General features: G+C 39.6%; 20 protein-coding genes, 1 tRNA gene and 1 other RNA gene. 17 read left to right on the top strand and 5 right to left on the bottom strand.

From position 1 onward, the window contains the following. The first annotated feature begins 12 nt into the window (after nt 1–12). Both AC27EF_RS05355 and AC27EF_RS05350 read left to right on the top strand, forming a co-directional pair. Entirely contained in the window at nt 13–1701 is a 1689-nt protein-coding gene (locus tag AC27EF_RS05355; protein WP_487109407.1) for a phosphoenolpyruvate carboxykinase (ATP), read from the top strand. A gap of 73 nt (nt 1702–1774) precedes the next feature. Next, entirely contained in the window at nt 1775–2185 is a 411-nt protein-coding gene (locus AC27EF_RS05350; RefSeq protein ID WP_487109429.1) for a MarR family winged helix-turn-helix transcriptional regulator, read from the top strand. A gap of 81 nt (nt 2186–2266) precedes the next feature. On the opposite strand, the gene AC27EF_RS05345 is transcribed toward AC27EF_RS05350, so the two are convergent. After that, nucleotides 2267–2791: a spore maturation protein gene (locus tag AC27EF_RS05345; RefSeq protein ID WP_487109405.1), complete on the bottom strand. Its 525-nt coding sequence runs from the start codon at nt 2789–2791 to the stop codon at nt 2267–2269. Continuing rightward, on the bottom strand, nt 2788–3360 hold the full coding sequence (locus AC27EF_RS05340) for a hypothetical protein (protein ID WP_487109404.1): 573 nt from the start codon (nt 3358–3360) through the stop codon (nt 2788–2790). The genes AC27EF_RS05345 and AC27EF_RS05340 overlap by 4 nt, the downstream gene beginning before the upstream one ends. A 156-nt stretch (nt 3361–3516) precedes the next feature. Between AC27EF_RS05340 and AC27EF_RS05335 the strand changes: the two genes are divergently transcribed. From AC27EF_RS05335 to AC27EF_RS05325, 3 genes are all read left to right on the top strand, one after another. Beyond that, nucleotides 3517–3587 (top strand) — tRNA-Gly (locus AC27EF_RS05335). 137 nt (nt 3588–3724) lie between these two features. After that, the gene (locus tag AC27EF_RS05330; protein ID WP_487109403.1) at nt 3725–4675 is read left to right on the top strand and encodes an NYN domain-containing protein; all 951 of its coding nucleotides are present in this window, start codon (nt 3725–3727) and stop codon (nt 4673–4675) included. A gap of 68 nt (nt 4676–4743) precedes the next feature. After that, a complete protein-coding gene (locus AC27EF_RS05325; protein WP_487109402.1) occupies nt 4744–5826 on the top strand; it encodes a D-alanyl-D-alanine carboxypeptidase family protein in 1083 nt (360 codons plus the stop codon). Between the two features lie 120 nt (nt 5827–5946). On the opposite strand, the gene AC27EF_RS05320 is transcribed toward AC27EF_RS05325, so the two are convergent. After that, nucleotides 5947–7530 carry a glucose-6-phosphate isomerase gene (locus AC27EF_RS05320; protein ID WP_487109401.1) on the bottom strand — a complete coding sequence of 528 codons (1584 nt, stop codon included), beginning with the start codon at nt 7528–7530 and terminating at the stop codon, nt 5947–5949. Between the two features lie 171 nt (nt 7531–7701). Here AC27EF_RS05320 and AC27EF_RS05315 point away from each other — a divergent pair, with 171 nt between their 5' ends. The 5 genes from AC27EF_RS05315 to rsmA all read left to right on the top strand — a co-directional run bounded on the left by AC27EF_RS05315 (nt 7702) and on the right by rsmA (nt 13587). Continuing rightward, on the top strand, nt 7702–8184 hold the full coding sequence (locus AC27EF_RS05315) for a MarR family winged helix-turn-helix transcriptional regulator (RefSeq protein WP_487109400.1): 483 nt from the start codon (nt 7702–7704) through the stop codon (nt 8182–8184). Next, nucleotides 8177–9910 carry an ABC transporter ATP-binding protein gene (locus AC27EF_RS05310; RefSeq protein ID WP_487109399.1) on the top strand — a complete coding sequence of 578 codons (1734 nt, stop codon included), beginning with the start codon at nt 8177–8179 and terminating at the stop codon, nt 9908–9910. The genes AC27EF_RS05315 and AC27EF_RS05310 overlap by 8 nt, the downstream gene beginning before the upstream one ends. Beyond that, complete coding sequence (locus AC27EF_RS05305) at nt 9903–11786, top strand: ABC transporter ATP-binding protein (RefSeq protein WP_487109397.1); 1884 nt, start codon at nt 9903–9905, stop codon at nt 11784–11786. The genes AC27EF_RS05310 and AC27EF_RS05305 overlap by 8 nt, the downstream gene beginning before the upstream one ends. A 167-nt stretch (nt 11787–11953) precedes the next feature. Then, the gene (locus tag AC27EF_RS05300; RefSeq protein WP_487109396.1) at nt 11954–12733 is read left to right on the top strand and encodes a TatD family hydrolase; all 780 of its coding nucleotides are present in this window, start codon (nt 11954–11956) and stop codon (nt 12731–12733) included. Further along, on the top strand, nt 12730–13587 hold the full coding sequence (rsmA, locus tag AC27EF_RS05295) for a 16S rRNA (adenine(1518)-N(6)/adenine(1519)-N(6))-dimethyltransferase RsmA (RefSeq protein ID WP_487109395.1): 858 nt from the start codon (nt 12730–12732) through the stop codon (nt 13585–13587). The genes AC27EF_RS05300 and rsmA overlap by 4 nt, the downstream gene beginning before the upstream one ends. Here the strand turns inward: rsmA and AC27EF_RS05290 are convergent. After that, nucleotides 13576–14613, bottom strand: coding sequence for a DUF6128 domain-containing protein (locus tag AC27EF_RS05290; protein ID WP_487109393.1), 1038 nt, complete (start codon nt 14611–14613; stop codon nt 13576–13578). The genes rsmA and AC27EF_RS05290 overlap by 12 nt on opposite strands. Before the next feature lie 66 nt (nt 14614–14679). Between AC27EF_RS05290 and tadA the strand changes: the two genes are divergently transcribed. From tadA to AC27EF_RS05265, 5 genes are all read left to right on the top strand, one after another. Continuing rightward, the gene (gene tadA, locus AC27EF_RS05285; RefSeq protein WP_487109392.1) at nt 14680–15165 is read left to right on the top strand and encodes a tRNA adenosine(34) deaminase TadA; all 486 of its coding nucleotides are present in this window, start codon (nt 14680–14682) and stop codon (nt 15163–15165) included. Beyond that, a complete protein-coding gene (locus AC27EF_RS05280; protein ID WP_487109390.1) occupies nt 15152–17080 on the top strand; it encodes a lectin like domain-containing protein in 1929 nt (642 codons plus the stop codon). Before tadA ends, AC27EF_RS05280 begins: the two co-directional genes overlap by 14 nt. Nucleotides 17081–17166: 86 nt before the next feature. Then, an RNA gene (gene ffs, locus AC27EF_RS05275) (signal recognition particle sRNA large type) lies at nt 17167–17430 on the top strand. A 125-nt stretch (nt 17431–17555) separates the two neighbouring features. After that, nucleotides 17556–18203, top strand: a complete 648-nt coding sequence (locus AC27EF_RS05270; RefSeq protein ID WP_487109388.1) for a GTP pyrophosphokinase — start codon at nt 17556–17558, stop codon at nt 18201–18203. 62 nt (nt 18204–18265) lie between these two features. Beyond that, complete coding sequence (locus AC27EF_RS05265) at nt 18266–18655, top strand: hypothetical protein (RefSeq protein WP_487109387.1); 390 nt, start codon at nt 18266–18268, stop codon at nt 18653–18655. Nucleotides 18656–18712: 57 nt separating this feature from the next. Here AC27EF_RS05265 and AC27EF_RS05260 read toward each other — a convergent pair whose 3' ends face one another. Continuing rightward, entirely contained in the window at nt 18713–19222 is a 510-nt protein-coding gene (locus AC27EF_RS05260) for a DUF6512 family protein (RefSeq protein ID WP_487109386.1), read from the bottom strand. A 247-nt stretch (nt 19223–19469) separates the two neighbouring features. Here AC27EF_RS05260 and AC27EF_RS05255 point away from each other — a divergent pair, with 247 nt between their 5' ends. Then, nucleotides 19470–21965 carry a hypothetical protein gene (locus AC27EF_RS05255; protein WP_487109385.1) on the top strand — a complete coding sequence of 832 codons (2496 nt, stop codon included), beginning with the start codon at nt 19470–19472 and terminating at the stop codon, nt 21963–21965. Between the two features lie 113 nt (nt 21966–22078). Further along, nucleotides 22079–24298, top strand: a complete 2220-nt coding sequence (locus AC27EF_RS05250; RefSeq protein ID WP_487109384.1) for a transglycosylase domain-containing protein — start codon at nt 22079–22081, stop codon at nt 24296–24298. Nucleotides 24299–24315 lie beyond the last annotated feature (17 nt).

The following is a 24315-nucleotide window of genomic DNA, read 5'->3' as shown; positions in this document are numbered from 1 at the left end:
GAGGAGTAACTTATGTCAACAAAAGCTTATTACAAACATGAGGAAATCGGAAAAGGAAAACCTGGGTTTTCAAAAACCAGATCCATCATTGAAGCAGCATTTTATGGAAACAATGTTGTGGAAGTTAAGGATTTAAAGCAGGCTTATGAATTAGCGAAAAATTCTCCCGGAACGATTGTAACGGATATGCCAGTATTTGAACCGGAGAAAATCGGTCTGGAAAAGGATTCTAAAGTTCTGTTATTTAATGATGGTTCTGTGACAGGACGCTGTGCGGCAGCCAGAAGAATTGCCGGCGAACCGGGAGTTGACACCAATGATCTGGATTTAAAGGTGATGGATGCGGTTTATGATACCAGATGGTCAACAATGTATCATGCGCAGGTATATATTGGTCTGGATCCGGAATTTATGGTAAAAGCCCATCTTCTGATTCCGGAAGGAGAAGAAAATATTCTGTACTCATGGATGTTGAATTTTCAGTATATGACACCGGAATATGATGAAATGTATAAGAATTCAAAGCCGATCGGAGAAGAGACGGATATTTATATTTTCTCTGATCCACAGTGGAGTCATGAAGAACACCCTCTGGGATTGACCTATTTTAATACAGATGCCAACTGTGCGGCACTTCTTGGAATGAAGTATTTTGGGGAACATAAAAAAGGAACTTTGACGATTGCATGGGCAATTGCCAACCGCAACGGATATGCTTCCTGTCATGGAGGACAGAAAGAATTTAAGCTGGAAGACGGGCGCCATTTTGTAGCATCTTTCTTCGGATTATCCGGATCCGGAAAATCTACGTTAACCCATGCAACTCATAATAATAAATACAAATCTGTCACAGTTCTTCATGACGATGCGTTTATTATCAATACGAAAACGGGAGCTTCCATTGCCATGGAGCCTACATATTTTGATAAAACCGCAGATTACCCGACGGGATCTCCGGATAATAAATATCTTTTAACTGCTCAGAACTGTTCTGCCACAAGAGATGATGAAGGGAAAATTGTTCTGGTGACAGAAGATATCCGAAATGGAAATGGGCGCGCAATTAAATCAAAATTATGGTCACCGAATCGTGTAGATCGGATTAATGATTCTGTGGATGCAATTTTCTGGATTATGAAAGATCCTACCATTCCTCCGTTGGTAAAGATTAAAGGAGCTTCTCTGGCATCTGTCATGGGAGCAACCCTGGCCACAAAACGTTCCACCGCAGAGCGATTGGCGCCGGGAGTTGATCCGAATCGTTTGGTTTTAGAGCCGTACGCCAATCCGTTCCGTACGTACCCACTGGTGAATGATTATAAAAAATTCCGCACTCTTGTAAAAGAGAGAAATGTAGATTGCTATATTATAAACACTGGTGATTTTATGGGCAAAGATATTACTCCCGCCGTTACCATTTCTGCCATTGAGCAGGTTGTTGAAGGAACTGCCAATTTCAGACAATGGGGACCGTTTACGGCGATGGAATTCTTAGAAATTGAAGGATATGTGCCTGATTTCGGCGACATGAATTATATAGAAAATGTAAAAGCACGTCTGACAGATCGTTTGAATTTTATTTTTGAGAAGGATGTAGAAGACGGCGGATTTGATGCACTTCCGACTCAGGCAAAAGAAGCGCTGGCAAAAGTGATTGGAGAAGCACACAATTTGGAAGTGGAAAACTCTAATAATATATAAAAGACATTTAATTTGAATCGAGTGAAGGGTGAGAAAGAGGTAGAACTTGGTGGATAAGGATCATTTAAATAGTATGGTTGTAGATTTGTTTCATGGAATCTCCTATGAAGAGGAAAAGGCTGTAATTACGGAAGAATATCGGGATATTTCCAACAAGGATCTCCATATTATTGATGCGATCGGAATCGGACAGCCGAAAAATATGTCTTCGATTGCAAGAGATCTGAATATTACTGTAGGTACGCTGACAACGGCTATGAATAATCTTTTAAAGAAGGGGTATGTCATAAGAAAGCGCAGCGAAAAAGATCGAAGAGTGGTTTTTATTTCTCTTTCAGAAAAAGGCAGATGCGCTTATAATCATCACCGAGAATTTCATAAGCAAATGATTCAGGGACTTTTGGATTCTTTAAATGAAGCAGAGCAGGAAATGCTGGTAAAAGTAATGCAGTATTTTCACGATTATTTTAAAGGAAAAAGCTGATATGATCTGAGATTTCAGCGATCAAAATTTTCAATGGGAGTGGAGGGTTCCACTCCCATTTTCAGTGTTGCATTTTAGATATTAAGTGAGAAAAATGTAAGTCAGAACGACTGAGACAGCAACACCTGTAAAGGTTGCAAGAAGGGCACCGCGCAGAGCGTAGCGTGTTTTTTTTATGTGTATAGAAGACGAGTAGATAGATAAAATATAAAAACAGGTTTCTGTAGAGCTTAGAATGATGGAGGACATAAACCCCTGCAGAGAATCGGGACCGGCATTTTTGAAAATGTCCAGAAGAAATCCTGTGGCAGCGGAGGCTGAAAAGAGTTTCGCAAAAATAACTGGAAGAACTTCTGTGGGAACCTGAAGAAGGGTTCCAATTGGGGTTAAAGCTCTGACAAGAAGATCTAAAGCGCCGGAAGATCGGAAAATTTGAATGGCAAAAAAAAGGGCAATCAGGGTCGGTGCGATGTCCAGTACAATTTTAAATCCTTCAGAAACACCCTCCAGGAAGGGATTGTACATATCTTTTCTTTTGATGGTTCCGTAGAGAATCAGTGTGAAAATAAAGAGAGGAAGAATTAAATTTGCAAGATAGGTAATCATCGTTTTGGGTCCTTCCATTTAATGTAAATAATACCCACCAGTGTAGAGCAAAAGGTTGCAATAATACCGGGCAGCAGGATGGCAGCAGGATGTACAGAACCATATTGACTGCGATAGGCTATGATATTAATAGGAATCAGCTGCAGCGAAGATATATTAAGTATCAGAAAAGAACACATTTCATTGGTGGCAGCCAATTTGTTAGGATTATCTTTTTGCAATTCTTTCATAGCTTTTAGACCGGAAGGGGTAGCTGCCCAGCCCAGTCCTAAAATATTTGCTACGAGATTGGCGCCAATATATTCTTTGGCTTTTTTATTTTTTAAATTGGGAAATAGAAAGGACAAAAGAGGGGAAAGTAAATTTTCCAGTTTTTTTGTGACGCCAAGGGACAGTGCAATGTTCATGATTCCGGACCATAATCCAACGATTCCGAACATAAGAATACATAATTCAATGGCTTCTTTGGAAGAAGATAAGATACTATCAGAGATTGCAGTTATTTTTCCGGTAAAGCTTCCGATGATAAATCCGGAAAGAATCAAAAAGCTCCATATATAGTTAATCATAGGGCACTCCTGATCGTGTTTGTAATAGTTTATGTTCCACGGAAAATTTTATGAGGAATTTAGAATTAATTTTTTTAAAAAAATTTTTAAGAAAATGAAAAAAGCACTTGCATTTTCTTTGAAAGCATGATATATTATTACTTGTCGTTAGGACATGCGGGTGTAGTTCAATGGTAGAACTCCAGCCTTCCAAGCTGATCACGTGGGTTCGATTCCCATCACCCGCTTTTATTTGAGGATATATCCGGGAGGATATATCCTTTTTTGTAATATAGGAAAGTTCTGACGTTCCTATATTACAAAAACGCTCCGCGGTGATATACAGTGCACACAATATATAAAGAGAATAGAAGGTGAAATTTTAATGTTAGAAGAAGAAAAAAATCAATTTGCTGTATTGATTGATGCAGATAATATCAGTCCAAAGTATGCTCCGATTATTTTTCATGAGTTGGAGGCTTATGGATTTGCTTCCTGCAGAAGAATCTACGGAAACTGGTCGAAATCAAACGGATGGAAAGAGGAGCTTTTGCTGGAATATTCTATTATTCCGGTGCAGCAATTCTCCTATACATCCGGAAAGAACGCGACGGATATGGCAATGGTGATTGATGCCATGGATTTATTATACGGAAATAAGGTGGATGGATTTTGTCTTGTGACCAGTGACAGTGACTTTACAAGATTGGCGATGCGGCTGCGGGAGGAGCATATGTATGTCATTGGCATGGGAGAATCCAAAACACCGGTAGCGCTGACCAGAGCATGTAATAAATTTATTCATCTGAATTTGATTTGTGAGCCGGACAAAGATGAGGAAAAAGAAGAGATCATAGAGAATAATGAAATTGCCAATGTAACAACGTTGGAAGAAATTAAGAAGACCGTGGCAGATATGCTAAGTGAGAATGGAAATGAGCCGATTGATCTTGGAATTGTGGGAAGCCGATTAAATGAAAAGTATTCAGACTTTGATGTACGAAATTATGGATATACAAAGCTCAGCGTATTAATTGATGAGGAAATGGATGCTTTTATTCTTCATCAGGAAGATACTAACTGTTATGTGGAATTTAAGGAATTGACAAGCAGAGAAACGATAGAGCAGGAAGTCATTCAGTTTGTGAAGAAAAATGGAGGATCTCTGGATAATTTATCGGCAATTACATTGGAACTGAAAAACCGTCATAGCGGGTTTAGCATAAAAGACTATGGCTACAGCAGAATGTCAAGCTTTCTCAGAAGTATTCGATGTCTGTCGGTGAATGGAAATACAGTAAAATTAAAAACAAATACAAAGAGAAATTATTGGTAGCTGAAAGTCTGTATCACTGTAAGAAGGAAAGTAGAAAAGAGATTATGAAAAGAATTTGGAGAATTTTGATGATCTTGAATATAGTGTTGATGCACTTGTTTTTGAGATTTCCTGTTTCGGCGAAAGAAGAGGAACCCCAAATTGTAGGGGAGGCTGCCGTGGTGGCAGATGTAAAAACCGGAGAGATTTTATATGAAAAAAATGCAGCAGTCACATATTATCCGGCAAGTATTACAAAATGTATGACGGCGTTGGTTGTGTTGGAACAACGCGATTTAAACGATACAATAGAATTTTCCAAGGAAGCTTTGTTTTCGATTGAATCAGGAAGCAGCGCTGCGTATATGAAACCGGGAGAAATTATGACCGTGAAGGATAGCCTTTATGTGATGATGCTTCATTCCGCCAACGATGTGGCACATGGATTGGCGTATGACATTGGAGGAGATCTGCCTGGTTTTGCAAAAATGATGAATGAAAAGGCAGAAGAGCTGGGCTGTACAGACACAAATTTTGTAAATGCCAGCGGCTTACAGGATGAAAATCACTATACGACTGCGTCGGACATGATGAAAATTGCACAAGCAGCATATAAGAATAAGATGCTTCGGAAAATTATGGGAACGGTACAATATCAGCAGGCTGCAACAAATCTTACAAAAGATCCTCGCACATGGATCAATGGAAATCGTATGATTCGCAAAGAAAGTGAATACTATTATGAACCGTGTCTTGGGGGAAAGACAGGGTATACGATGACGGCAGGCGGGACATTGGTAACTTATGCAAAAATTCAGAACAAGGTGCTTGCCTGTGTTGTTTTAAAGAGTAAAAATTCTGCCTCAGCTTATGAAGACAGTATGAAATTATATGATTATGTGAACGAGAATGTCCCTCTTTCAGAAAATCAAAGAAGCCGTGCAAAACAAATAAGCGATGATGGGAACAATGAAAAGGCGGAGAAAGAGGATACGAAAATTTCAGAACGCCTGTGGATAAACTTAAAAGAACATTGGATTTTTTTGATATTGGGAATGCTGGTTCTGATTTATTTAAAAAAACGAATTGCACTGGCGCGAAGAAGAAGGGCGAGAGAGAGACAGCGTGCAAGGGCAAGAGCAAAAGAGCGGGAACGCAGAAAAAGGCGTTAAAAAGAAATAATTGTAAATAAAAGGAACCGGGATTTCGATCGAATACTTCAAAATTCCGGTTCCTTTTGATGCTTTATGAGATCAAAGAGACGAGTCAGACCTGTCTTCTTTGGTCAGAGATTAAATATCCAGCAGATCACTGTAAGCTTTCAGAGCACCCTCTGTGTCATGGGCAAGCACTCGTTTTGCGAGAACTTTTCCAAGCTGAACCCCTTCCTGATCGAAGCTGTTTACATTCCATAAGAATCCCTGGAACATAATTTTATTTTCAAAGTGGGCTAATAATGCACCCAGTGATTCTGGAGTCAGCTGATCTCCGATAATAATACTGGAAGGACGTCCGCCTTCAAATTTTTTGTTAAGATTTTCATCTGCTTTTCCGCATGCAAATGCAACAATCTGAGCAGCTACGTTGGCACAAAGCTTCTGCTGGCTTGTACTGTCTTCGATAACGACATCCATACCAATCTGGCTCTTTTTAAATCCAACAAACTGTAATGGAATAATGTCAGTACCTTGATGGAGCAGCTGGTAGAAGGAATGCTGTCCGTTGGTACCAGGTTCTCCAAAAATAGTCGGACCTGTTACATAATTGACGGGTTCTCCGAAGCGGTTAACGGATTTACCGTTTGACTCCATATCACACTGCTGCAAATGAGCAGGGAAACGGCTTAACGCCTGAGAATACGGTAATACAGCAGTGGAAGGATATTCTTGAACATTGCGCTCATAAACACCAATCAGAGCATCTAACATATCAGGATTTTTTAAGACATCACGATTGGTTGCAAGTTTGTCTTCTTCTGCCATACCGTCAAGAATTCTTGCAAAGATATCCGGCCCGAATGCAAGAGAAAGAATTACGCCTCCAACGGCAGAGACAGAAGAATAACGTCCGCCAATAAAGTCATCCATAAAGAAAGCGTCAAGGTATTCATCACTTTTTGCTAAAGGAGAAGTCTCACTTGTTACGGCAAGCATATGTTTGGAAGGGTCTACTCCGGCTTTTTCTAAAGCATCTTTTACAAACTGACCGTTTGTGAGTGTCTCCAGGGTTGTTCCGGATTTTGATACAACAATAAACAATGTACGTGATACGTCAACAGAATTTAAAACGGCGCCGGCATCATCCGGATCCACATTGCTGATAAATTTTGCTTCCATCTTCAAAGTATGGTTGGTTTTTGCCCAGTTCTCAAGAGCAAGATACAATGCACGAGGACCCAAATCACTTCCGCCGATTCCGATTTGTACAACAGTGGTAAATTTTTCACCGGCTGCATTTGTAATTTCGCCGGAATGAACCTTGTTTGCAAATTCAGCGGCTCTTCTCTGCTGTGTCACATAAAACTCGCGCTTGTCAACACCGTCGACAATTACCGGATTTCCAAGCTGTCTGCGTGCCAGATGATGAAGTACCAGACGTTGTTCTCCGGTATTAATGACAGCACCATTGTATAATTCTTCAAATTTTTCAACAAGCTGCGCTTCCTCGGCGAGTTCAGCAAGTGCTGTAAGAATCGTGTCGTCTACCTCTTTTGCGGCGTAATTAAAACTCATGTCAGCAGCCATTGGAGCGCTGTATCGGGTGACGCGGTCTGCACCCTCTTCTCCGGACATTGCTTCCACAATGTTCACACGTTTTTTCATATCGGCAAGCCTTTTGTAAGATGCCAGAGTATCAAGATTGTTCCATGTTGCCATAAGTAATTCCTCCTTACATTTCTACCGAATTTAAGAAACTCAAAAAATTCTTCGGTATTAATAGATTTCAAAATAATTATACTAAAAAAAAAGAGTATTGACAATAAAAAATCAAGTGTGTATAATACTAAAAAGGTTAGGAAGCTAACTAAAAGAAAAGGAGATGAAAGGATGCAGGATTTTGAACATCGCTTAAAAAAGATGCACATGGGAAGGCTGATTCACATGTTATCTTCTCAGATGAAGCGCAGTCAGCAAGTGGAGCAGGTTATTGCAGAGGATTTGACAGTTATGCAGAAGCATGTACTGAAGTTTATCCTTTTGGAAACGCTGCACAGAGATCTTTATCAAAAGGATATTGAAGAAGAATTTCAGATTCGCAAGTCTACGGTCACAGGTATTTTAAAGCTTATGGAGAAAAATGGATTTATTCATAGGGAGTGCGCGCCGCAGGACGGAAGGCTGAAGAAAATTGTTCCCACAAAGAAAGCAGAGGCATTGAGAGCAGATATTTTAAAAAATATTCAAAAGACAGAACAGATGCTGACGGAAGGAATTTCTGAGAAAGATGTGAAAATATGCAAGCATGTGATGTGTCAGATGTTTTGGAATCTTGTACATGATAGTAAGGAGGTAGTAAATAAAGATGAATAAGACCCTATTAAAATCCGTCCGAGAATATAAGAAACAGTCTATACTGGCTCCGCTTTTGGTAATTCTCGAAGTATTGATGGAAGTTTTAATACCGATGGAAATGGCAAAAATTATTGATATTGGAATTGGCCAGGAAAATCTGGGCTATATTGTTCAGAGAGGAATCGTTCTTGTGATCATGGCAATGCTTGCGCTGGCGTTTGGAATTGCAGCCGGAAATACGGCGGCAGTAGCCGGAGCGGGATTTGCAAAAAATCTTCGACACGATATTTTTTATAAAGTACAGGAATTTTCTTTTAAAAATATTGACAGATTTTCAACCTCAGGGCTGGTCACTCGTATGACAACAGATATTACCAATATTCAGCTGGCGTATATGATGAGCATCCGTCTGCTGGCGAGAGCGCCGATTATGGTGGTTCTGTCATGGATTATGACATTGATTATTAATAAAGAAGCAGCCCTGCTGTTCTTAATTATTGTTCCGGTCTTAGGAGGAATTTTATTTTTTATTGCAAAGAAAGCGCACCCGCATTTTATTAAAGTATTTGATGAATATGATATTTTAAATAATTCCGTTCAGGAAAATGTCAATGCTTCTCGTGTAGTCAAAGCATTTGTAAGAGAGGATTACGAAATTTCAAAATTTCATAAAATTTCAAAATATGTTTATCAGTTGTTTACGAAAGCTGAAAAAATCGTTGCTTGGAATTCTCCAGTAATGCAGTTTATGATGTATGGTGTTGTAATGCTTTTGGTGACGATCGGAGGAAAAAGTATTATAAACGGAAGCATGGAAACCGGAGAGCTTACCAGTATTATTATCTACGCATTACAGATTCTTATGTCGCTGATGATGGTTACCTTTGTATTTGTTCTGATTATGATCGCAGAGGCTTCCACAGATCGTATTACAGAGGTGCTGACAGAAGTTCCGGAAATGGTTGATAAAGAAGAGGCTGTAAAAGAAGTTGCCAATGGAGAAATTGTTTTTGACCACGTAGATTTCAGCTATGGAGGAGAAGGGGGAAATCTTTCTCTAAAAGATGTGAATCTTCATATTAAATCCGGTCAGACCATTGGGATTATCGGAGGAACCGGAAGTTCTAAATCAACGCTGGTACAGTTAATTCCACGGCTTTATGATGTGACGAAGGGAAGTATCAAAGTCGGAGGAGTGGATGTCAGAGAATATAATCTGGAAGTACTGAGGAATCAGGTATCAATGGTACTTCAGAAGAATGTTTTATTTTCCGGCAGTATTTATGATAATATTCGCTGGGGAGATGAAAATGCAAGTGATGAAGAAGTACAGAGAGTTTGTAGGCTGGCACAGGCGGATGGATTTGTGCAGGAATTTCCGGCAGGATATGATACGATGATTGTTCAGGGCGGAAATAACGTATCCGGAGGTCAGAAACAAAGACTTTGCATTGCACGTGCACTGTTAAAGAAACCTAAGATTTTGATTTTAGATGATTCTACCAGCGCCGTTGATACAAAGACTGACGCGCTGATTCGGAAGGCGTTTCGTGAAGAAATACCAAATACAACGAAAATTATCATTGCACAAAGAGTTTCATCCATCGAAGACGCAGACCAGATTATTGTATTGGATGAAGGTCGGATTATGGGAGTTGGAACCTCAGAAGAATTATTGAAAACCAATGATATTTACAGAGAAGTTTACGAATCACAGATGAAAGGAGGCAGCGAGGATGAATAAGAAGCAGGGAGTTTCAAAAAATACATTAAAGACAGCAAAGCGTCTTCTGCGCTATGTTACAGAGACTTATAAAGTACAGTTTATCATTGTATTTATCTGTATTTTGCTTAGTGCGGTTGCTTCGATTTCCGTATCCCTTTCTTTAAAATTTTTATTGGATGACTTTATTATCCCGTTAATTGGAAACACCAATCCAAATTATTCGCAGTTCTATCAGGCGCTGACAGTTTTAGGCTGTATTTTTATTATGGGAGTCATTTCAACTTTTATTTATACAAGAATGATGGTTTATATTGGTCAGGGAGTTTTAAAGAGAGTCAGAGACGATATGTTTGAACATATGCAGACATTGCCGATTCGATATTTTGATCAGAATACCAACGGTTCAATTATGAGTCTTTATACCAATGATACAGATACGTTAAGACAAATGATCAGTCAGGCAATTCCGCAGGCTTTGATATCATTCTTTACCATTATTGTAACATTTATTTCTATGTTAATCTTAAGTCCGCTTTTGACGGTGCTGGCAGTTCTTATCATCGGAATTATGATTGCGGTAACCAAGATGATCGGAGGAAACAGTGGAAAATATTTTGTCCGCCAGCAAATGTCGCTTGCTGATGTGACAGGATTTGTAGAGGAGCGGATGAATGGTCAGCGTGTCATAAAGGTTTTTAATCATGAAAGAAAATCGGAAGAAGAATTTGACAAGTTAAATGAGAATCTGTTTGAAAGTGCGGCGAAGGCAAATAAATTTGCCAATATGATGGGACCTGTGATCGGCAATATCGGAAACCTTCAGTTTGTTTTGACAGCGGTTTTCGGAGGAATTTTATCTGTACAGGGAGTCGGAGGAATTACTCTTGGGGTGATGGCTTCCTATCTGCAGTTTACCAAAAGTTTTACTCAGCCGTTTATGCAGGTAGCTCAGCAATTTAACTCCATTATTATGGCTTTGGCAGGAGCAGAGAGAATTTTTGAGCTAATTGATCAGGAACCGGAGAGCGACGAAGGATATGTAACGCTTGTGAACGCCAAGAAGGATGAAAACGGAATCATTACGGAAAGTAAAGAAAGAACGGGTATGTGGGCATGGAAGCATCCTCATTCTGTCGATGGTTCCGTTTCTTATACAGAGCTTACAGGTGATGTGCATTTTGAAGATGTAACGTTTGGATACAATGAGGATAAAGTGATTCTTCATAATATTAGCTTATTTGCCAAACCGGGACAAAAGCTTGCATTTGTAGGTTCTACCGGAGCTGGAAAAACAACGATTACCAATTTAATTAACCGTTTTTATGATATTCAAAAAGGGAAAATACGTTATGACGGCATTAATATTCGGAAGATTAAGAAGGACGATTTAAGAAGATCTCTCGGAATTGTACTGCAGGATACTCATCTGTTTACCGGTACAATCAAAGAAAATATTCGTTATGGAAAATTGGACGCAACGGATGAAGAGGTGTATGGTGCAGCAAGATTGGCGCACGCCGATCAGTTTATAAAAATGCTGCCGGATGGATATGATACAATGATCAGCGGTGATGGCGAAGAACTTTCACAGGGACAGCGGCAGCTATTATCCATTGCCAGAGCCGCAGTGGCAGATCCACCGGTTTTAATTTTAGATGAAGCCACATCCAGTATTGATACGAGAACAGAAAGTATTGTTCAGCAGGGAATGGATAATCTGATGAAGGGGCGGACGGTCTTTGTAATTGCCCATCGTCTGTCTACAATTCGCAACAGCGATGCGATTATTGTTCTGGAACATGGCAAGATCATTGAGAGAGGCAACCATGATGAGCTGATCAAACAAAAAGGAACGTATTATCAGCTTTATACCGGAAAGCTCGAGCTTTCTTAAATCTAAAGGAGTCAGGAAATTCCGCAGTCAGATGATAAGAAATTTGACTGTGGAATTTTTGAAATTTATTAGAAATGTTAAGGTTTTGTAATTTAAATTCTATAGACGAAAGTTGTAAGGTGGGATATAATAATCTAAATAAGATTGTTGCAGAAAGAGGACCTTTTATGATATTTGAAACACACGCTCATTATGATGATAAGAAGTTTGACTCAGATCGAGAAGAATTATTGGCATCCATGACAGAGCATGGAATCGGAACTGTTGTGAATGTTGGTTCTAATATGGAAACTTCTCGATGGACCGTGGAGGCAGTGAAGCAATACCCTGTGATGTATGGTGCGGTGGGAGTGCACCCCAGTGATACAAAAGATATGAAAAATTCAGACTTGGAGACATTGCGAGGATATGCAAGGCAGAAGAAAATCATTGCCATTGGAGAAATTGGATTGGATTATTATTGGGATACGCCAGAGCGTGCAATTCAAAAGAAATGGTTTGCAGCACAGATGGAGCTTGCCAGAGAAGTCAAGCTGCCAATGGTGATTCACAGTCGGGATGCGGCAAAGGATACAATGGATATGATGAAGGAAGCAAGGGCCGATCAAATTGGCGGGGTAATTCATTGCTTTTCTTACTCAAAAGAAATGGCAAGAGAGTTTTTGGATATGGGATTTTATATTGGAATTGGCGGGGTTGTAACTTTTAAGAATGCAAAAACATTGAAAGAAGTTGCCGCGTATGTTCCTCTGGACCGTCTGGTTCTTGAGACAGATTCTCCTTATCTTTCTCCGGAACCCAACAGGGGAAAGAGAAATTCATCTTTCAACTTAACATATATTGCTGAAGCTGTCAGTTCCATTCGAGGAATGGATACAGAAACATTGATTGCCGCCGCAGAACAGAATGCAAAACAATTATATCGGATGAGTGAGGTGTTAAAGTGAAACTTGGAAATCCAAAAAGTACAATTGAAGTAATCCAAAAATACAACTTTGGTTTTCAAAAGAAATTTGGGCAGAATTTCTTAATTGATGAGCATGTACTGGATAAAATTATTCGAGCGGCAGAGATTACAAAAGATGATTTTGTATTGGAGATCGGACCGGGGATCGGAACAATGACACAGTATCTGGCAGAAAATGCCGGGAAAGTTATGGCTGTGGAGATTGATAAAAATTTAATTCCGATTCTTTCCGAAACACTGAAAGACTATGAGAATGTTACCATTTTAAATGCAGATATTTTAAAGGTTGATATAGAACAGATCGTAACAGAACAGCATCAGGGAAAACCAATAAAAATAGTAGCGAATCTTCCCTATTATATTACAACGCCGATTATTATGGGATTATTTGAAAGTCATGTGCCAATTGATAGTATTACAGTTATGGTGCAGAAAGAAGTTGCAGATCGAATGCAGGCGGGACCCGGAACAAAAGATTACGGCGCATTGTCTCTGGCAGTTCAGTATTATGCCAAACCTTATATTGCTGCAAATGTGCCGCCCAATTGTTTTATGCCGCGACCGAAAGTGGGATCTTCGGTAATTAAGTTGACAAAATATAAAGAGGCGCCGGTTCAGGTGTCCAATGAGACATTGTTGTTTCAGTTGATACGAGCATCCTTTAATCAGAGAAGAAAAACACTTCAAAATGGAATTAAAAATTCAAGCCAGTTAAACTTCTCCAAGGAACAGGTTGCAGCGGCACTGGAGGAGATGGGTTTGTCAGCGTCTGTTCGCGGAGAAGTTTTAACTTTAGAGCAATTTGCACAGCTAAGCAATCTTTTAGATCGGTAAAATAAAATAACCAAAATTCCCAGTCTTTTGGGATTTTACGGGAACGGTCAGAAAAGATTGGAATCCAAATAATTTTGAGATAAATGATTTCTCATTATCAAAAATTCCGGGAACGCCTAACCAAAATTTCTTTGTTTTTTTATTTTGAGCAAACATAAGATGACCGTAATTTCCATAATTCAGAAGCAGAAATCCATTGGTTTTGATATGTTCGGGAAGATCGGGAATCTGTTCAAGATCTTCTAGTTGGATTTTAATGCAAGGAGAAAAGCAATAATCAGCAGGCATGAGCAAGGAGGGATACTCCTTCCAGTCAAAGTCCGCCGATGGAGTTTCACATGGCTTTTCTTTGGCACATTTTTCAAGTTGAAGAGCTTCAATATATTCTGCCAGTTTGGATGGAGAAGAGGGAGATGCCTCCTCTGCAGAAAAAAGCGGTTGTGCCAAATCCGTGGCAGCAGAAAGTTCCGTGGCATCGGAAGGAGCTGGCTGTGGCATTGGAGGTTCTTCCATTGAAGGTTCTGCTTCCTCTGTTGGAAGTGCAGCTTCTTCGGCTGGAAGTTCAGAGATTTCTTCCGAATCAGAGGAAGTTGTTTCCTCCGGCTCCGCTGTTTGCACTGTTTGTTCTGGAATAGGTTCCGGTTCGGGAAGTTTTTGATCCAATGGTGAAAAATTTCTAATGGCAATCGGATGGTCTTTCCATTGAGAACCGAAAAAATAATCATTGGAATGATAAATTAAAAAACCGTCTATGGTATCGGGCTCCGCAATGAGCGGATAAGTATTTTTAAATTCAATGACGGTATCGCTTCTTTGAATACTGTCAAGAAGAATTCCTTCCATGGTGCCGTGACGAAAACGGTAAAAGTAAATTTTGTATTTTAGAGATTTATCATTTGTTTTTACATGGAAATAAAGACGTAGCTGTTTTTGACGTTTTTCAATTTTTGCAAAACCAACATTAGCGCCTTTGATTCCATGATGATATTCGTACAAATAAGACACAATTCTTTGATAATCAGACAATGGTCAACTCTCTTTTTGATTCATTGTATGAGATTGGGTTTAAAAATATGACACAGGAGGGGAAAGGTGGAGAAGGAAAAAAAATACATGAGGGAGGCAATCAGGCAGGCAAAAAAGGCTGCAGAGGCAGGGGATGTTCCGATTGGCTGTGTGATTGTTGCAGATGATAAAATCATTGCCAGAGCTTATAACCAAAGGAATAAGAAAAAAACTACTTTAGCTCATGCGGAATTGCTGGCAATTCAGAAAGCCAGCAAAAAGACGGGGGACTGGAGGTTGGAAGAATGTACCATGTTCATTACTCTGGAGCCATGTCAGATGTGTGCAGGGGCAATTGTACAGGCAAGAATTCCAAAAGTTGTGATCGGAGCCATGAATCCTAAGGCTGGATGTGCCGGTTCTGTTTTAAATATTTTACAAGTAGAACAGTTTAATCATCAGGTGGAAATCCAAAAGGGAATTTTGGAGGAAGAATGCAGCCAAATGTTGTCAGACTTTTTTCGTGAGTTGAGGCGGAAAAAGAAGGGAGAGGGAAGGAATGAAAAGAGTTAAAAAATTTTCGGTTATTTTGTTCAGTATGATTTTATTGCTGAAAACTCATGTGGGAGATGCAGGCGCTGCACAGAGGAGCGGAAAATATCATAAACTGGATCTCGAGATTGAAGCTCCAAAGACAGCGTCGGATTCTGTAAAAAGAGGCAGATCGTTTGAGAGATCCTATAATTCTGCAGATCATGGTATTGTGACCGGGGTTAAAAATCAGGGAAATACAGAATTATGCTGGGCATTCAGTTTAGCTTCGGTGGGAGAAACATCTATGATGAAGAGGGGATTGGCAGGACCTTCTGTAGATTTTTCGGAAAAGCATTTAGGATATTTTATGTATCACCGCACCAATGATATCCTGAACAATACAAAAGGAGACCGCACGAAGGTGCCGGGTGACTGGAGAATGGCGGGAGGAAATTCACTTCTTACCATGCTGTCTCTTACCGGATGGTACGGACTTTCCAATGAGAGTGTTGCTCCGTTTTACAGCAGCAACTGGAAATTATCTTCTTCTCTTGGTCAAAAAAATGCTGCAATTTTGAAAAACGGGTATTTTCTGGGGAACGGGCCATCAAGGGATTTGGTAAAAGCTTATATTAAGTCCTATGGATCGGTATCGGTAGTCTATCATGCGCCAACAGAAGACTGGGAAGATAAAAAATATTACAGCGATGATCGTCAGGCTTATAATTGTAATGACTATAATCAGGATGCCAACCATATGGTGACAATTGTAGGGTGGGATGATACTTACAGCCGCAATCACTTTCAGGCGGCATCCAGACCTAAAAATGACGGAGCCTGGATTATTAAAAACAGTTGGGGGACCAATGATGGAAAGGCAGGTTATTTTTATCTGTCCTATGAAGATCGGACGCTGAGCGAATTTGTTGCCGGGGAATTTACGAAAGCTTCAGATTATCAATATAACTATTTTTATGACGGATCTTCCAGTCCAGCTGTCATAAGCCTGAAAAAAGGGCAGAGCTTTTCCAATATTTATACTGCCAAAAAGGGCAGCGGAGGAAGAAAAGAACTGTTGAAAGCAGTAAATTTTGTGACATGGTCTCCAAACATGAAGTATCGTATCAGAATTTACAAGAATCCCAAAAAAGGGAAGCCGACCAGTGGAAAGAAAGTGATCAGCCAGACCGGAATACGATCAGCTGCCGGTACGCACACAGTTGACCTGAAAAAAAAAGTGGAGATGTTAAAAGGCGAGCGGTTTGCGATTGTAGTGGATATGCTTTCTTCCGGAAAGGTTGGCGGTGACATCAGCGAAGACATCCAATGGATTTCGTTTGTTAATAAAACGAAAAAGGGACAGAGTTATCTCTATCAGCGAGGAAAATGGCATGATTTAAATTCAGAAAAAGTAACGATGCGTCTGAAAGGATATACGGTAACGGAACCGTCCTCCAAGGTTGATCTGCGTTATTGTAAACCGTCTTCTGTTTTCAGAAGTTACACAGGGAAGACAATGAAACCTAATATCTCTCTTTTCTACCGAGGCAAGAAACTAAGGAAAAATGTGGATTATAAAGTTTCTGTGAAAAAAAGAAAATCAATCGGGGCATCTTATGTAAACTTCCGGGGAAAAGGAAAATACCGCGGAACAAGAAAGGTTACCTACTATATTGTTCCTAAGAAAGTTGAGAGGGTTTCTGTAAAGAGCAGTCGAAGAAGATCAGTAAACATCCGATTTAAAAACGTAAAAGAGGCAGATGGATATCAAATCATCTATAAGAAAAAGGGAGCAAAGAAATACAAAAAAGTTTCCACAGCCAGAGCTTCCAAAAAGATCGGAAATTTATCTTCAAGAAAGAAGTATTCATTTAAAGTGAGAGCCTATAAAAAAGTGAAGGGAAAACGGTTCTATGGCGCATACAGTAAAACAAAAACCATAAAAGTAAAATAAGAATGCTATTGACCAAAAGAAAAGTATTTAGTATAATAGAGTCTGCATCTTGAGAGATGCGAAGAGATTATCAAGTCATAAAGTTTCCGTGCTAGCCGGGGAGGTAGCGGCACCCTTTTTCTGCAATCCGCTATAGCAGAGGTGATGGTTTGTTTCGGGTTTTGTTCTGTGGAGCTGCCCTCTACAAGTGGCGTTGATATCTGGGTCTTACGCAATAGGAATCTATGAACCGTGTCAGGTCGGGAACGAAGCAGCACTAAGTAGAACCTCCTATGTGCCGTAAGGGCGCCTGGGTTGAGTTAACTATAGAGGTAACGTCTGTGGAGCATCGCACAAGGCAGACTGCACGGATTTTTTTATGATATAAGGAAGTTCCAGACGCACTTGTCCGCTTTGTTTTTTGAAATTTATAGAACTTATTGGACAATAGTGATAAAATAAGGATAAGATCAAAAAGGTGAGGAGTGATAAGTGAATGAGAGAATTAGAATTGCCTGAGGTAAAAGATGTGCTGGTTGAGTATAAGCAGATTCAGCTGCTTTATCGCTCTGCTTTAAAAGAGATTGGCACAAAATTGGAAATTTTAAATGATGAATTTCGGTTTGTGCACAAATATAATCCAATAGAGCATATTGAGTCGCGTTTAAAGAGCGATGAAAGTATTATGAGAAAGTTGCTGCGCAAGGGACTGGATGTTACCGTGGAAAATATTCAAAAATATATTGATGATATTGCAGGAATTCGAGTGATTTGTTCGTTTACTCCTGATATTTATCGAATTGTAGATATGATTTCGTCCCAGGATGACATTGAAGTATTAAAAACAAAAGATTATATGATAAATCCAAAGCCAAATGGATACCGCAGTTATCATTTGATTGTAAGAGTTCCTATTTTTTTATCAGACCGGGTGGTACCGACGAAGGTTGAGATTCAGATTCGGACCGTTGCAATGGATTTCTGGGCATCATTGGAGCATAAGATATATTACAAATATGAGGGAAATGCTCCGGATTATATTCGGACAGAATTAAAGGAATGTGCAGATCTTGTGGCGTTTCTTGACAGTAAGATGCTGGCAATTAATGAAGAAGTTCGCAGCATACGCAAAGAGGACAAATAAAGGAAGGAATATTTTCATTGCTCTGTCATATGATAGTATCAGTATAGAAAAGGAGTACATGAATGGGTGACAGAGAAGGATTGGGAGATCTGCCGACATTTGATACTGATATTTTTCAGGGAAGGAATATGGCGGAGGAAGAAGAAGTTTATGAAAATGATTATCAGTACATGACAAAGATGTATTCTGCTACAGCAAGAGAGATTCTGGAGTTTATTGAGGAAGTTTGCGATCAGATGGAATACGAGGGAAGTATGATGTTTGATGAATATATGGATCGAACCAGTGTTTTTGCTATGGCAGATAAAGTTTATGATAAAGTGATGTATCATGAAAAAGAAGAGTGTCAAAAGAAGGATCGGATGTTATACCAGATGGTTCTTGCACTGCTTGGAGGAGAGATGTGTCACAGGCGGTGCCGTCATCGCAGAAAATTAAAAATGTTTCAGTAAAGGATGAAAAGGAATGCAGAAGGCATTCCTTTTTGTGATATTAGGAGAGTTTTTCTTTTATCCATTGGGAGGAAGAAATAAACCGAGGGAGGGCGGCTGATAGGTGAAAAGACAAAAAAGGAAGGAAAGAAGGAGGAGAAGAATTGGAGCAGCAAAACGATTGTGATTTTTTGCGGAAGAAGATTTTAAAGCATGAAAGATGTAGGAAAAACCTGCGATGACGCTGCATCCAAAAGTCAAAAGATCCAGAAGGAAAACATGGAATCCAAGAATTCCTGTGTAGGTATAAAAAAGAACAGGAATCAAAAAGGTACCGATGAGAATCCCTTGTGCGAGCACGTGAAATTGTGGACGGAACTGATTTTTCCATTTTATACATAGAAAAAGAGAGTAGAAAAGCATCGGAAAAAATACCAGTTTCATATGCTCCCAAGTAGATTCATTTACGGGACATAGAAGACCGATCCAATGTTTTTTTTCACTCCACTGATAGAGAAAATGAGCCAGTGATCCTGCAGCAAGCACAAAAATGATTCCGATTATGGAACTGCTTTTTATTGTTTTCATAAATATCACCTCGGTTTAGTATACACGAAAGATGGAAAATTAATTCCGGAAGATTTGGCAGGAGTTTTAGCAAAGATTGTTTGCATGGATAAACCACAAGTGACTAAAATGCGAGAAACCACGGGGAATAGCCATTCTTAGCGTGGCATATCCTTAAAGATTTCTTAAAATGGTTGTATAAAAGGTAAAAAACGGATAAAATGATGGGGAAGAGGCTTTGTCCGATATCGGAAAAAAGGAGAAACAAATGAGGCATAGTAAGACAATTGAACTATCTATTTTTGGAGCTGTTTTTATCGCTTCCCTGCTGATTTGGAATTATGTTTTAGTAGGGAGCCATAATAAGGGTGTTACAGAGACTTCACAGGCAAAGCTGCCGCTTTTGACGTTATCTGCAGACGGACAAGAAATAAATCAACTTCATGGATATCAGGGTGATGTAGATGCCTCCTTACTGCGTGACAGTGTAACACCCGTTTATAAGAATCAAATGAAAGCGATTTTAACGGAAGCTGAGGAGAAGGTGGAGGCTCTCAGCTATAAAATTTATGATACGGATAACAAAACTGTTCTGGATAAAGGTGATACAGGCTTTCAAAAGATCAAAGGAGAGACGGCTGCGAATCTTACGATTGAAGAACGTTTAGATTCCGGAAAGACGTATTTAGTGGAATTCTCACTGAAACAGGATGGAAAAACAATACGATACTTTACCAGAATTCAATATGGCACCAGTTTTCATTTAAAAGAATGTCTGAATTTTGCAGAAAAATTTCATGCAGCGGCATTATCGGAAGGGAACACAGAATTTATCAGTCAATATTTAGAGACAAAGGAAGGTACAACATCCAATGATCTTTCTCAGGTAAATTTAAAATCTACACCGGAGGCGGTAGCCTATGCGAGTTTAAAACCTCAGGTGGAGTGTATATATCCGGCTACGGTAAAAGAGATTTCTGAAAATGTGACTTCCTTAGAATTGCGGTATATTTTGTCTGTGGAAAATACCGATGGAACCAAACAATATTATCAGGCGACGGAATATTTCAGAATTCGGTATGCCAAAGACCGAATGTATCTTTTAAATTATGAAAGAAATATGGAAGCCTATATGCGTTATGATACCATTGATCGGGCAAACAACAGAATTTTGATTGGGATCGGCAGCAGTGATAAGCAACTGGTCAGTCAAAATGGAGGAAAAAAGGCGGCATTTGTGGTGCAGAATGAACTTTGGTATTATGATTATCAGAATTCCAATATGCATAAAGTGTTCTCTTTTGTAGGAGAGGATTATCGGGAAGGACGCAGCAACTATCAAAAACACGGGATTCGAATTATGAATATGGAATCAAATGGCGATATGTCCTTTCTTGTCTATGGATATATGAATCGTGGAGCTCACGAAGGGGAGAATGGAATTGCAGTGTACCGTTTTTCGGCAGATGATCAAAAGATTGAAGAATTGGCGTTCATACCTACAAAAATTCAGTATGAGATGATGAAAAATGATATTCAAAAAGGCGCGTTTCTAAGTGAGGATGATCAGTTCTATTTTTATTTGGACGGAGCAGTTTATCATGTGGATCTTGATTCCGAAAAAAGCAGTGTTTTACAAAAGAATGTGACAGATGATATGGCAGTGGTTTCAGAAAATGGAATGCTGGCAGTGAACCGATGCAAGAATGCTCTGGAGATGATTGATTTGTCACAGGATAAGAAATATGAAATCAAATGTGAGGATGATGAGGTTCTGCGGCCGATTGGATTCATTGAAAAAGACTTTGTATACGGAATTGGAAAGAAAAGTCAGATTGTCCGCAAGAAAGACGGAACCTATCTGTATCCTCTGGAAAAGGTTTTGATACAGAATCAGGATAAGATCTTAAAAGAGTATGAACAAAAAGGCGTTTATATTACGGAAGCAAAGATTGATGGCACGACCGTCATGCTGACCAATTCTGTGAAAAAAGGCAGCCGTTATCAAAAGAAAGATACAAGCTATGTGCGGTATAAGAAAAAGACGGAGAATAAGGTTGTATTTGTCTATGGATATACCGGTACAAGATTGAATCAATTGTACTTGTCATTTCCGGATAATGTCTACATTCAGTCAAGACCGAATTATTTATCGACCAACGTGATGGAACAGGATGAAAATATTTCGGTAAAATTTGCAGAAAATAATTTTAAATATCAGGATGCCTATGTTTATACCGGAGGAAAACTTTCTGGTGTGTACAGTAATATGAAAGATGCGGTAAAGGATGCGAAGGATGGCGGCGGAGTGGTTGTTAATTATCATCAGATGTATTTATGGGAAAAGGGAATTGCGAAAACTTACGCAAGATGTTCTAATATTCCTATGGTGAAAGCAAAATCGAAAGATGAGACAGATATTGCGTGTATTTTAATGATGGCGCAGGCAGAGAATATTGACACAAGCTATGATAAGATAAAGAAGATGCGTGGTTCTGCATATGATAAGCTGTTTGAGGTGTTTGACCGAAATGCCGTGAATTATTCAGATTGCAGTATGGAAGATCTTGTTTATGCGATCAGCAAAAACAGATCTGTCATGGCAAAGAGAAAAGATGGAACCTATGTGTTGCTTATGAGTTATAATCAATCAGATCTGAGATATTATGATCCATTGACGGGAAAATCTGTAAAAGTAAATAGAGCTTCTTTGGAAAAAGAATTGAAAGCTGCCGGAAGTATTTTTTACAGTTATACGAATTAGAATTGTCTGGAAAAAGCGAAGTATGTCGAAGTAAAAAGTGTAGCGATCATATATTTTATGTTACAATTACAATTAGATGTTGGGATCAAAATCAAACGAAAGGTGAAAGGAATATGGCTGAAGAAACAAAGGAAACCAAGAAACTGATTCCCGAAAGAAAGAAAAAGAGAAAGAAAAAAGGAAAGAAAAGAAAGATTCTTTTGAAAGTTTCGATTGTCTTTTTATTTCTGGTCGTTGTCGGCTGGTTTACTTTCGGAATTAAGGTTATGAAACTTCGGAGTGAGGCAAAGAAGTTGGTTGCTAATGCGACGGAAGAAACATTCCGGGCATCTCAGACGAGCATTGTTTATGATACCAATGGAAAGCAGTTAACGAAGTTTAAAGGTGAGAAAGATGCATACTATTTGAAGTATAAGGATCTGCCGGTATATGCGGTGGCCTCTATGATTTCGGTGGAAGATCGAAATTTTTATAAGCACAGCGGCGTAGATTATAAGGGAGTCTTCCGGGCAGCAGTATCTTTTGTCGTAAAGAAAGGAGAGATCACACAGGGAGGAAGTACCATCACCCAGCAGCTTGCCAGAACTGTCTTTCTAAACAGAGAGGTTTCATGGCAAAGAAAAGTAAAAGAAATGTTTGTGGCGGTGGAACTTGAGAAAAAATATTCCAAAGATCAAATTATTGAGTTCTATTTAAATAATGTATACTTTGCCAATGGATATTATGGTATCGAGGCAGCCAGCAGGGGATATTTTAATAAAAGTGCGAAAGATTTGACAATGGCAGAGGCGGCGTTTTTGTGTGCCATTCCAAATGCGCCTACAATGTATAATCCACTGGAACATAAAGAAAAAACAATGACAAGGCAGAGAAAGATCCTGAAGGATATGTATGAGCAGGATTTAATTCGCAAAGATCAATATGAGGAAGCCCTGGATGAAGAAATTAAAATCAAGACTTCTCAGCAGAAGGAAGAAAAGAAAAATTATATTGAGACTTATGTGATTCACTGTGCTACGAAAGAAATTATGAAGCAGAAGGGCTTTGAGTTCCAATATGACTTTGATACGGATGCAGAGAAAGAAAAATATGAGGATGAATATGATAAGATGTATGCAGAGTGTAAAAGAACGCTTTACAGTGCAGGATATCATATTTATACATCCATTGATCCTGAGGTACAGGATGAGCTGCAAAAAAGTGTCGATGATTCTTTAAATGGCTATACAGAGAAAGATAAAAATGGAATTTATAAGACACAGGCATCGGGAACCTGTATTGATAATGAGACGGGTAAGGTTGTGGCAATTGTCGGAGGAAGAGAGCAGGAGAACATCGGTTACACGTTAAATCGGGCATATCAAAGTCCAAGACAGCCGGGAAGTAGTATTAAACCATTGCTTGTATTTGCGCCGGCATTGGAGCATGGATGGTCTGCCAGCTCTGTTGTCAATGATTCGCCGATGGCTTCCGATGACAAACATCGTGTGCGAAATTCCGGAGGATCTTATTCCGGTCAGATTTCACTGCGAAGAGCTGTGGAGAAATCAAGTAATGTTGTGACAATGCGTCTTTATGAGCAGATGGGACCAAAGACCTGTTTGAAATATTTAGAAGAGATGAACTTTAAGTATCTGACCGATGAAGATTATACGTATTACACAACGTGTATTGGTGGTTTTACAAAAGGAACAACGTCGGAAGAAATGGCATCAGGATATGCCGCACTGCAAAATGACGGAGTTTACCGGGAGCCTACCTGCATTACCAAAATAACAACCTCTGATGGAGATGAGGTGATGTCCAGTTCTGCAAAGAGACGCAGAATTTATTCTGAAAATGCAGCCAATGCTATGACGGACATTTTGCAGAGCGTTGTAACTTCCGGAACAGGTGCGGGGGCAAAGGTTCCGAATGTGGATACTGCCGGAAAAACTGGTACGACAACCAGCAACCGTGATGGATGGTTCTGTGGTTATACTCCATATTATACAACTGCAATTTGGGTTGGACGGGATGATAATAAGATCATGCCGGAACTGAGCGGAGGTTCTTATCCAAAAACCATTTGGAGTAACTTTATGAATGAAATTCACTCTGAATTCTCTTCCGATAAAACCTTGGGGGGAAGTTATACGGATTCAGGAAGTTCTACGGAAACAACGACCGGTCAGGATACGACAACGACAGAGGAGACCACAACAGAAAAAACGGAGAAGGCCACAACAACGACGACGGCAGCTCCAACCACAGCAGCGCCGACGACCACGGCAGCTCCGACAACGGCGGCGCCAAGCACGACGGCATCGCCTTCTCAGGACGGTCGGGAATAAAAAAAGGAGATCTACAA

The sequence above is a fragment of the Anaerostipes stercorihominis genome (assembly GCF_057535655.1).
The sequence above is the reverse complement of the archived record's forward strand: the minus strand, read 5'-3'. Positions and strand labels throughout refer to the sequence as shown.

Coding starts and splice junctions, on each gene's coding strand:
- AC27EF_RS05355 (WP_487109407.1), top strand. CDS start 13: ATGTCAACAAAAGCTTATTACAAACATGAGGAAATCGGAAAAGGAAAA.
- AC27EF_RS05350 (WP_487109429.1), top strand. CDS start 1,775: ATGGTTGTAGATTTGTTTCATGGAATCTCCTATGAAGAGGAAAAGGCT.
- AC27EF_RS05345 (WP_487109405.1), bottom strand. CDS start 2,791: ATGATTACCTATCTTGCAAATTTAATTCTTCCTCTCTTTATTTTCACA.
- AC27EF_RS05340 (WP_487109404.1), bottom strand. CDS start 3,360: ATGATTAACTATATATGGAGCTTTTTGATTCTTTCCGGATTTATCATC.
- AC27EF_RS05330 (WP_487109403.1), top strand. CDS start 3,725: ATGTTAGAAGAAGAAAAAAATCAATTTGCTGTATTGATTGATGCAGAT.
- AC27EF_RS05325 (WP_487109402.1), top strand. CDS start 4,744: ATGATCTTGAATATAGTGTTGATGCACTTGTTTTTGAGATTTCCTGTT.
- AC27EF_RS05320 (WP_487109401.1), bottom strand. CDS start 7,530: ATGGCAACATGGAACAATCTTGATACTCTGGCATCTTACAAAAGGCTT.
- AC27EF_RS05315 (WP_487109400.1), top strand. CDS start 7,702: ATGCAGGATTTTGAACATCGCTTAAAAAAGATGCACATGGGAAGGCTG.
- AC27EF_RS05310 (WP_487109399.1), top strand. CDS start 8,177: ATGAATAAGACCCTATTAAAATCCGTCCGAGAATATAAGAAACAGTCT.
- AC27EF_RS05305 (WP_487109397.1), top strand. CDS start 9,903: ATGAATAAGAAGCAGGGAGTTTCAAAAAATACATTAAAGACAGCAAAG.
- AC27EF_RS05300 (WP_487109396.1), top strand. CDS start 11,954: ATGATATTTGAAACACACGCTCATTATGATGATAAGAAGTTTGACTCA.
- AC27EF_RS05280 (WP_487109390.1), top strand. CDS start 15,152: ATGAAAAGAGTTAAAAAATTTTCGGTTATTTTGTTCAGTATGATTTTA.
- AC27EF_RS05270 (WP_487109388.1), top strand. CDS start 17,556: ATGAGAGAATTAGAATTGCCTGAGGTAAAAGATGTGCTGGTTGAGTAT.
- AC27EF_RS05265 (WP_487109387.1), top strand. CDS start 18,266: ATGGGTGACAGAGAAGGATTGGGAGATCTGCCGACATTTGATACTGAT.
- AC27EF_RS05260 (WP_487109386.1), bottom strand. CDS start 19,222: ATGAAAACAATAAAAAGCAGTTCCATAATCGGAATCATTTTTGTGCTT.
- AC27EF_RS05255 (WP_487109385.1), top strand. CDS start 19,470: ATGAGGCATAGTAAGACAATTGAACTATCTATTTTTGGAGCTGTTTTT.
- AC27EF_RS05250 (WP_487109384.1), top strand. CDS start 22,079: ATGGCTGAAGAAACAAAGGAAACCAAGAAACTGATTCCCGAAAGAAAG.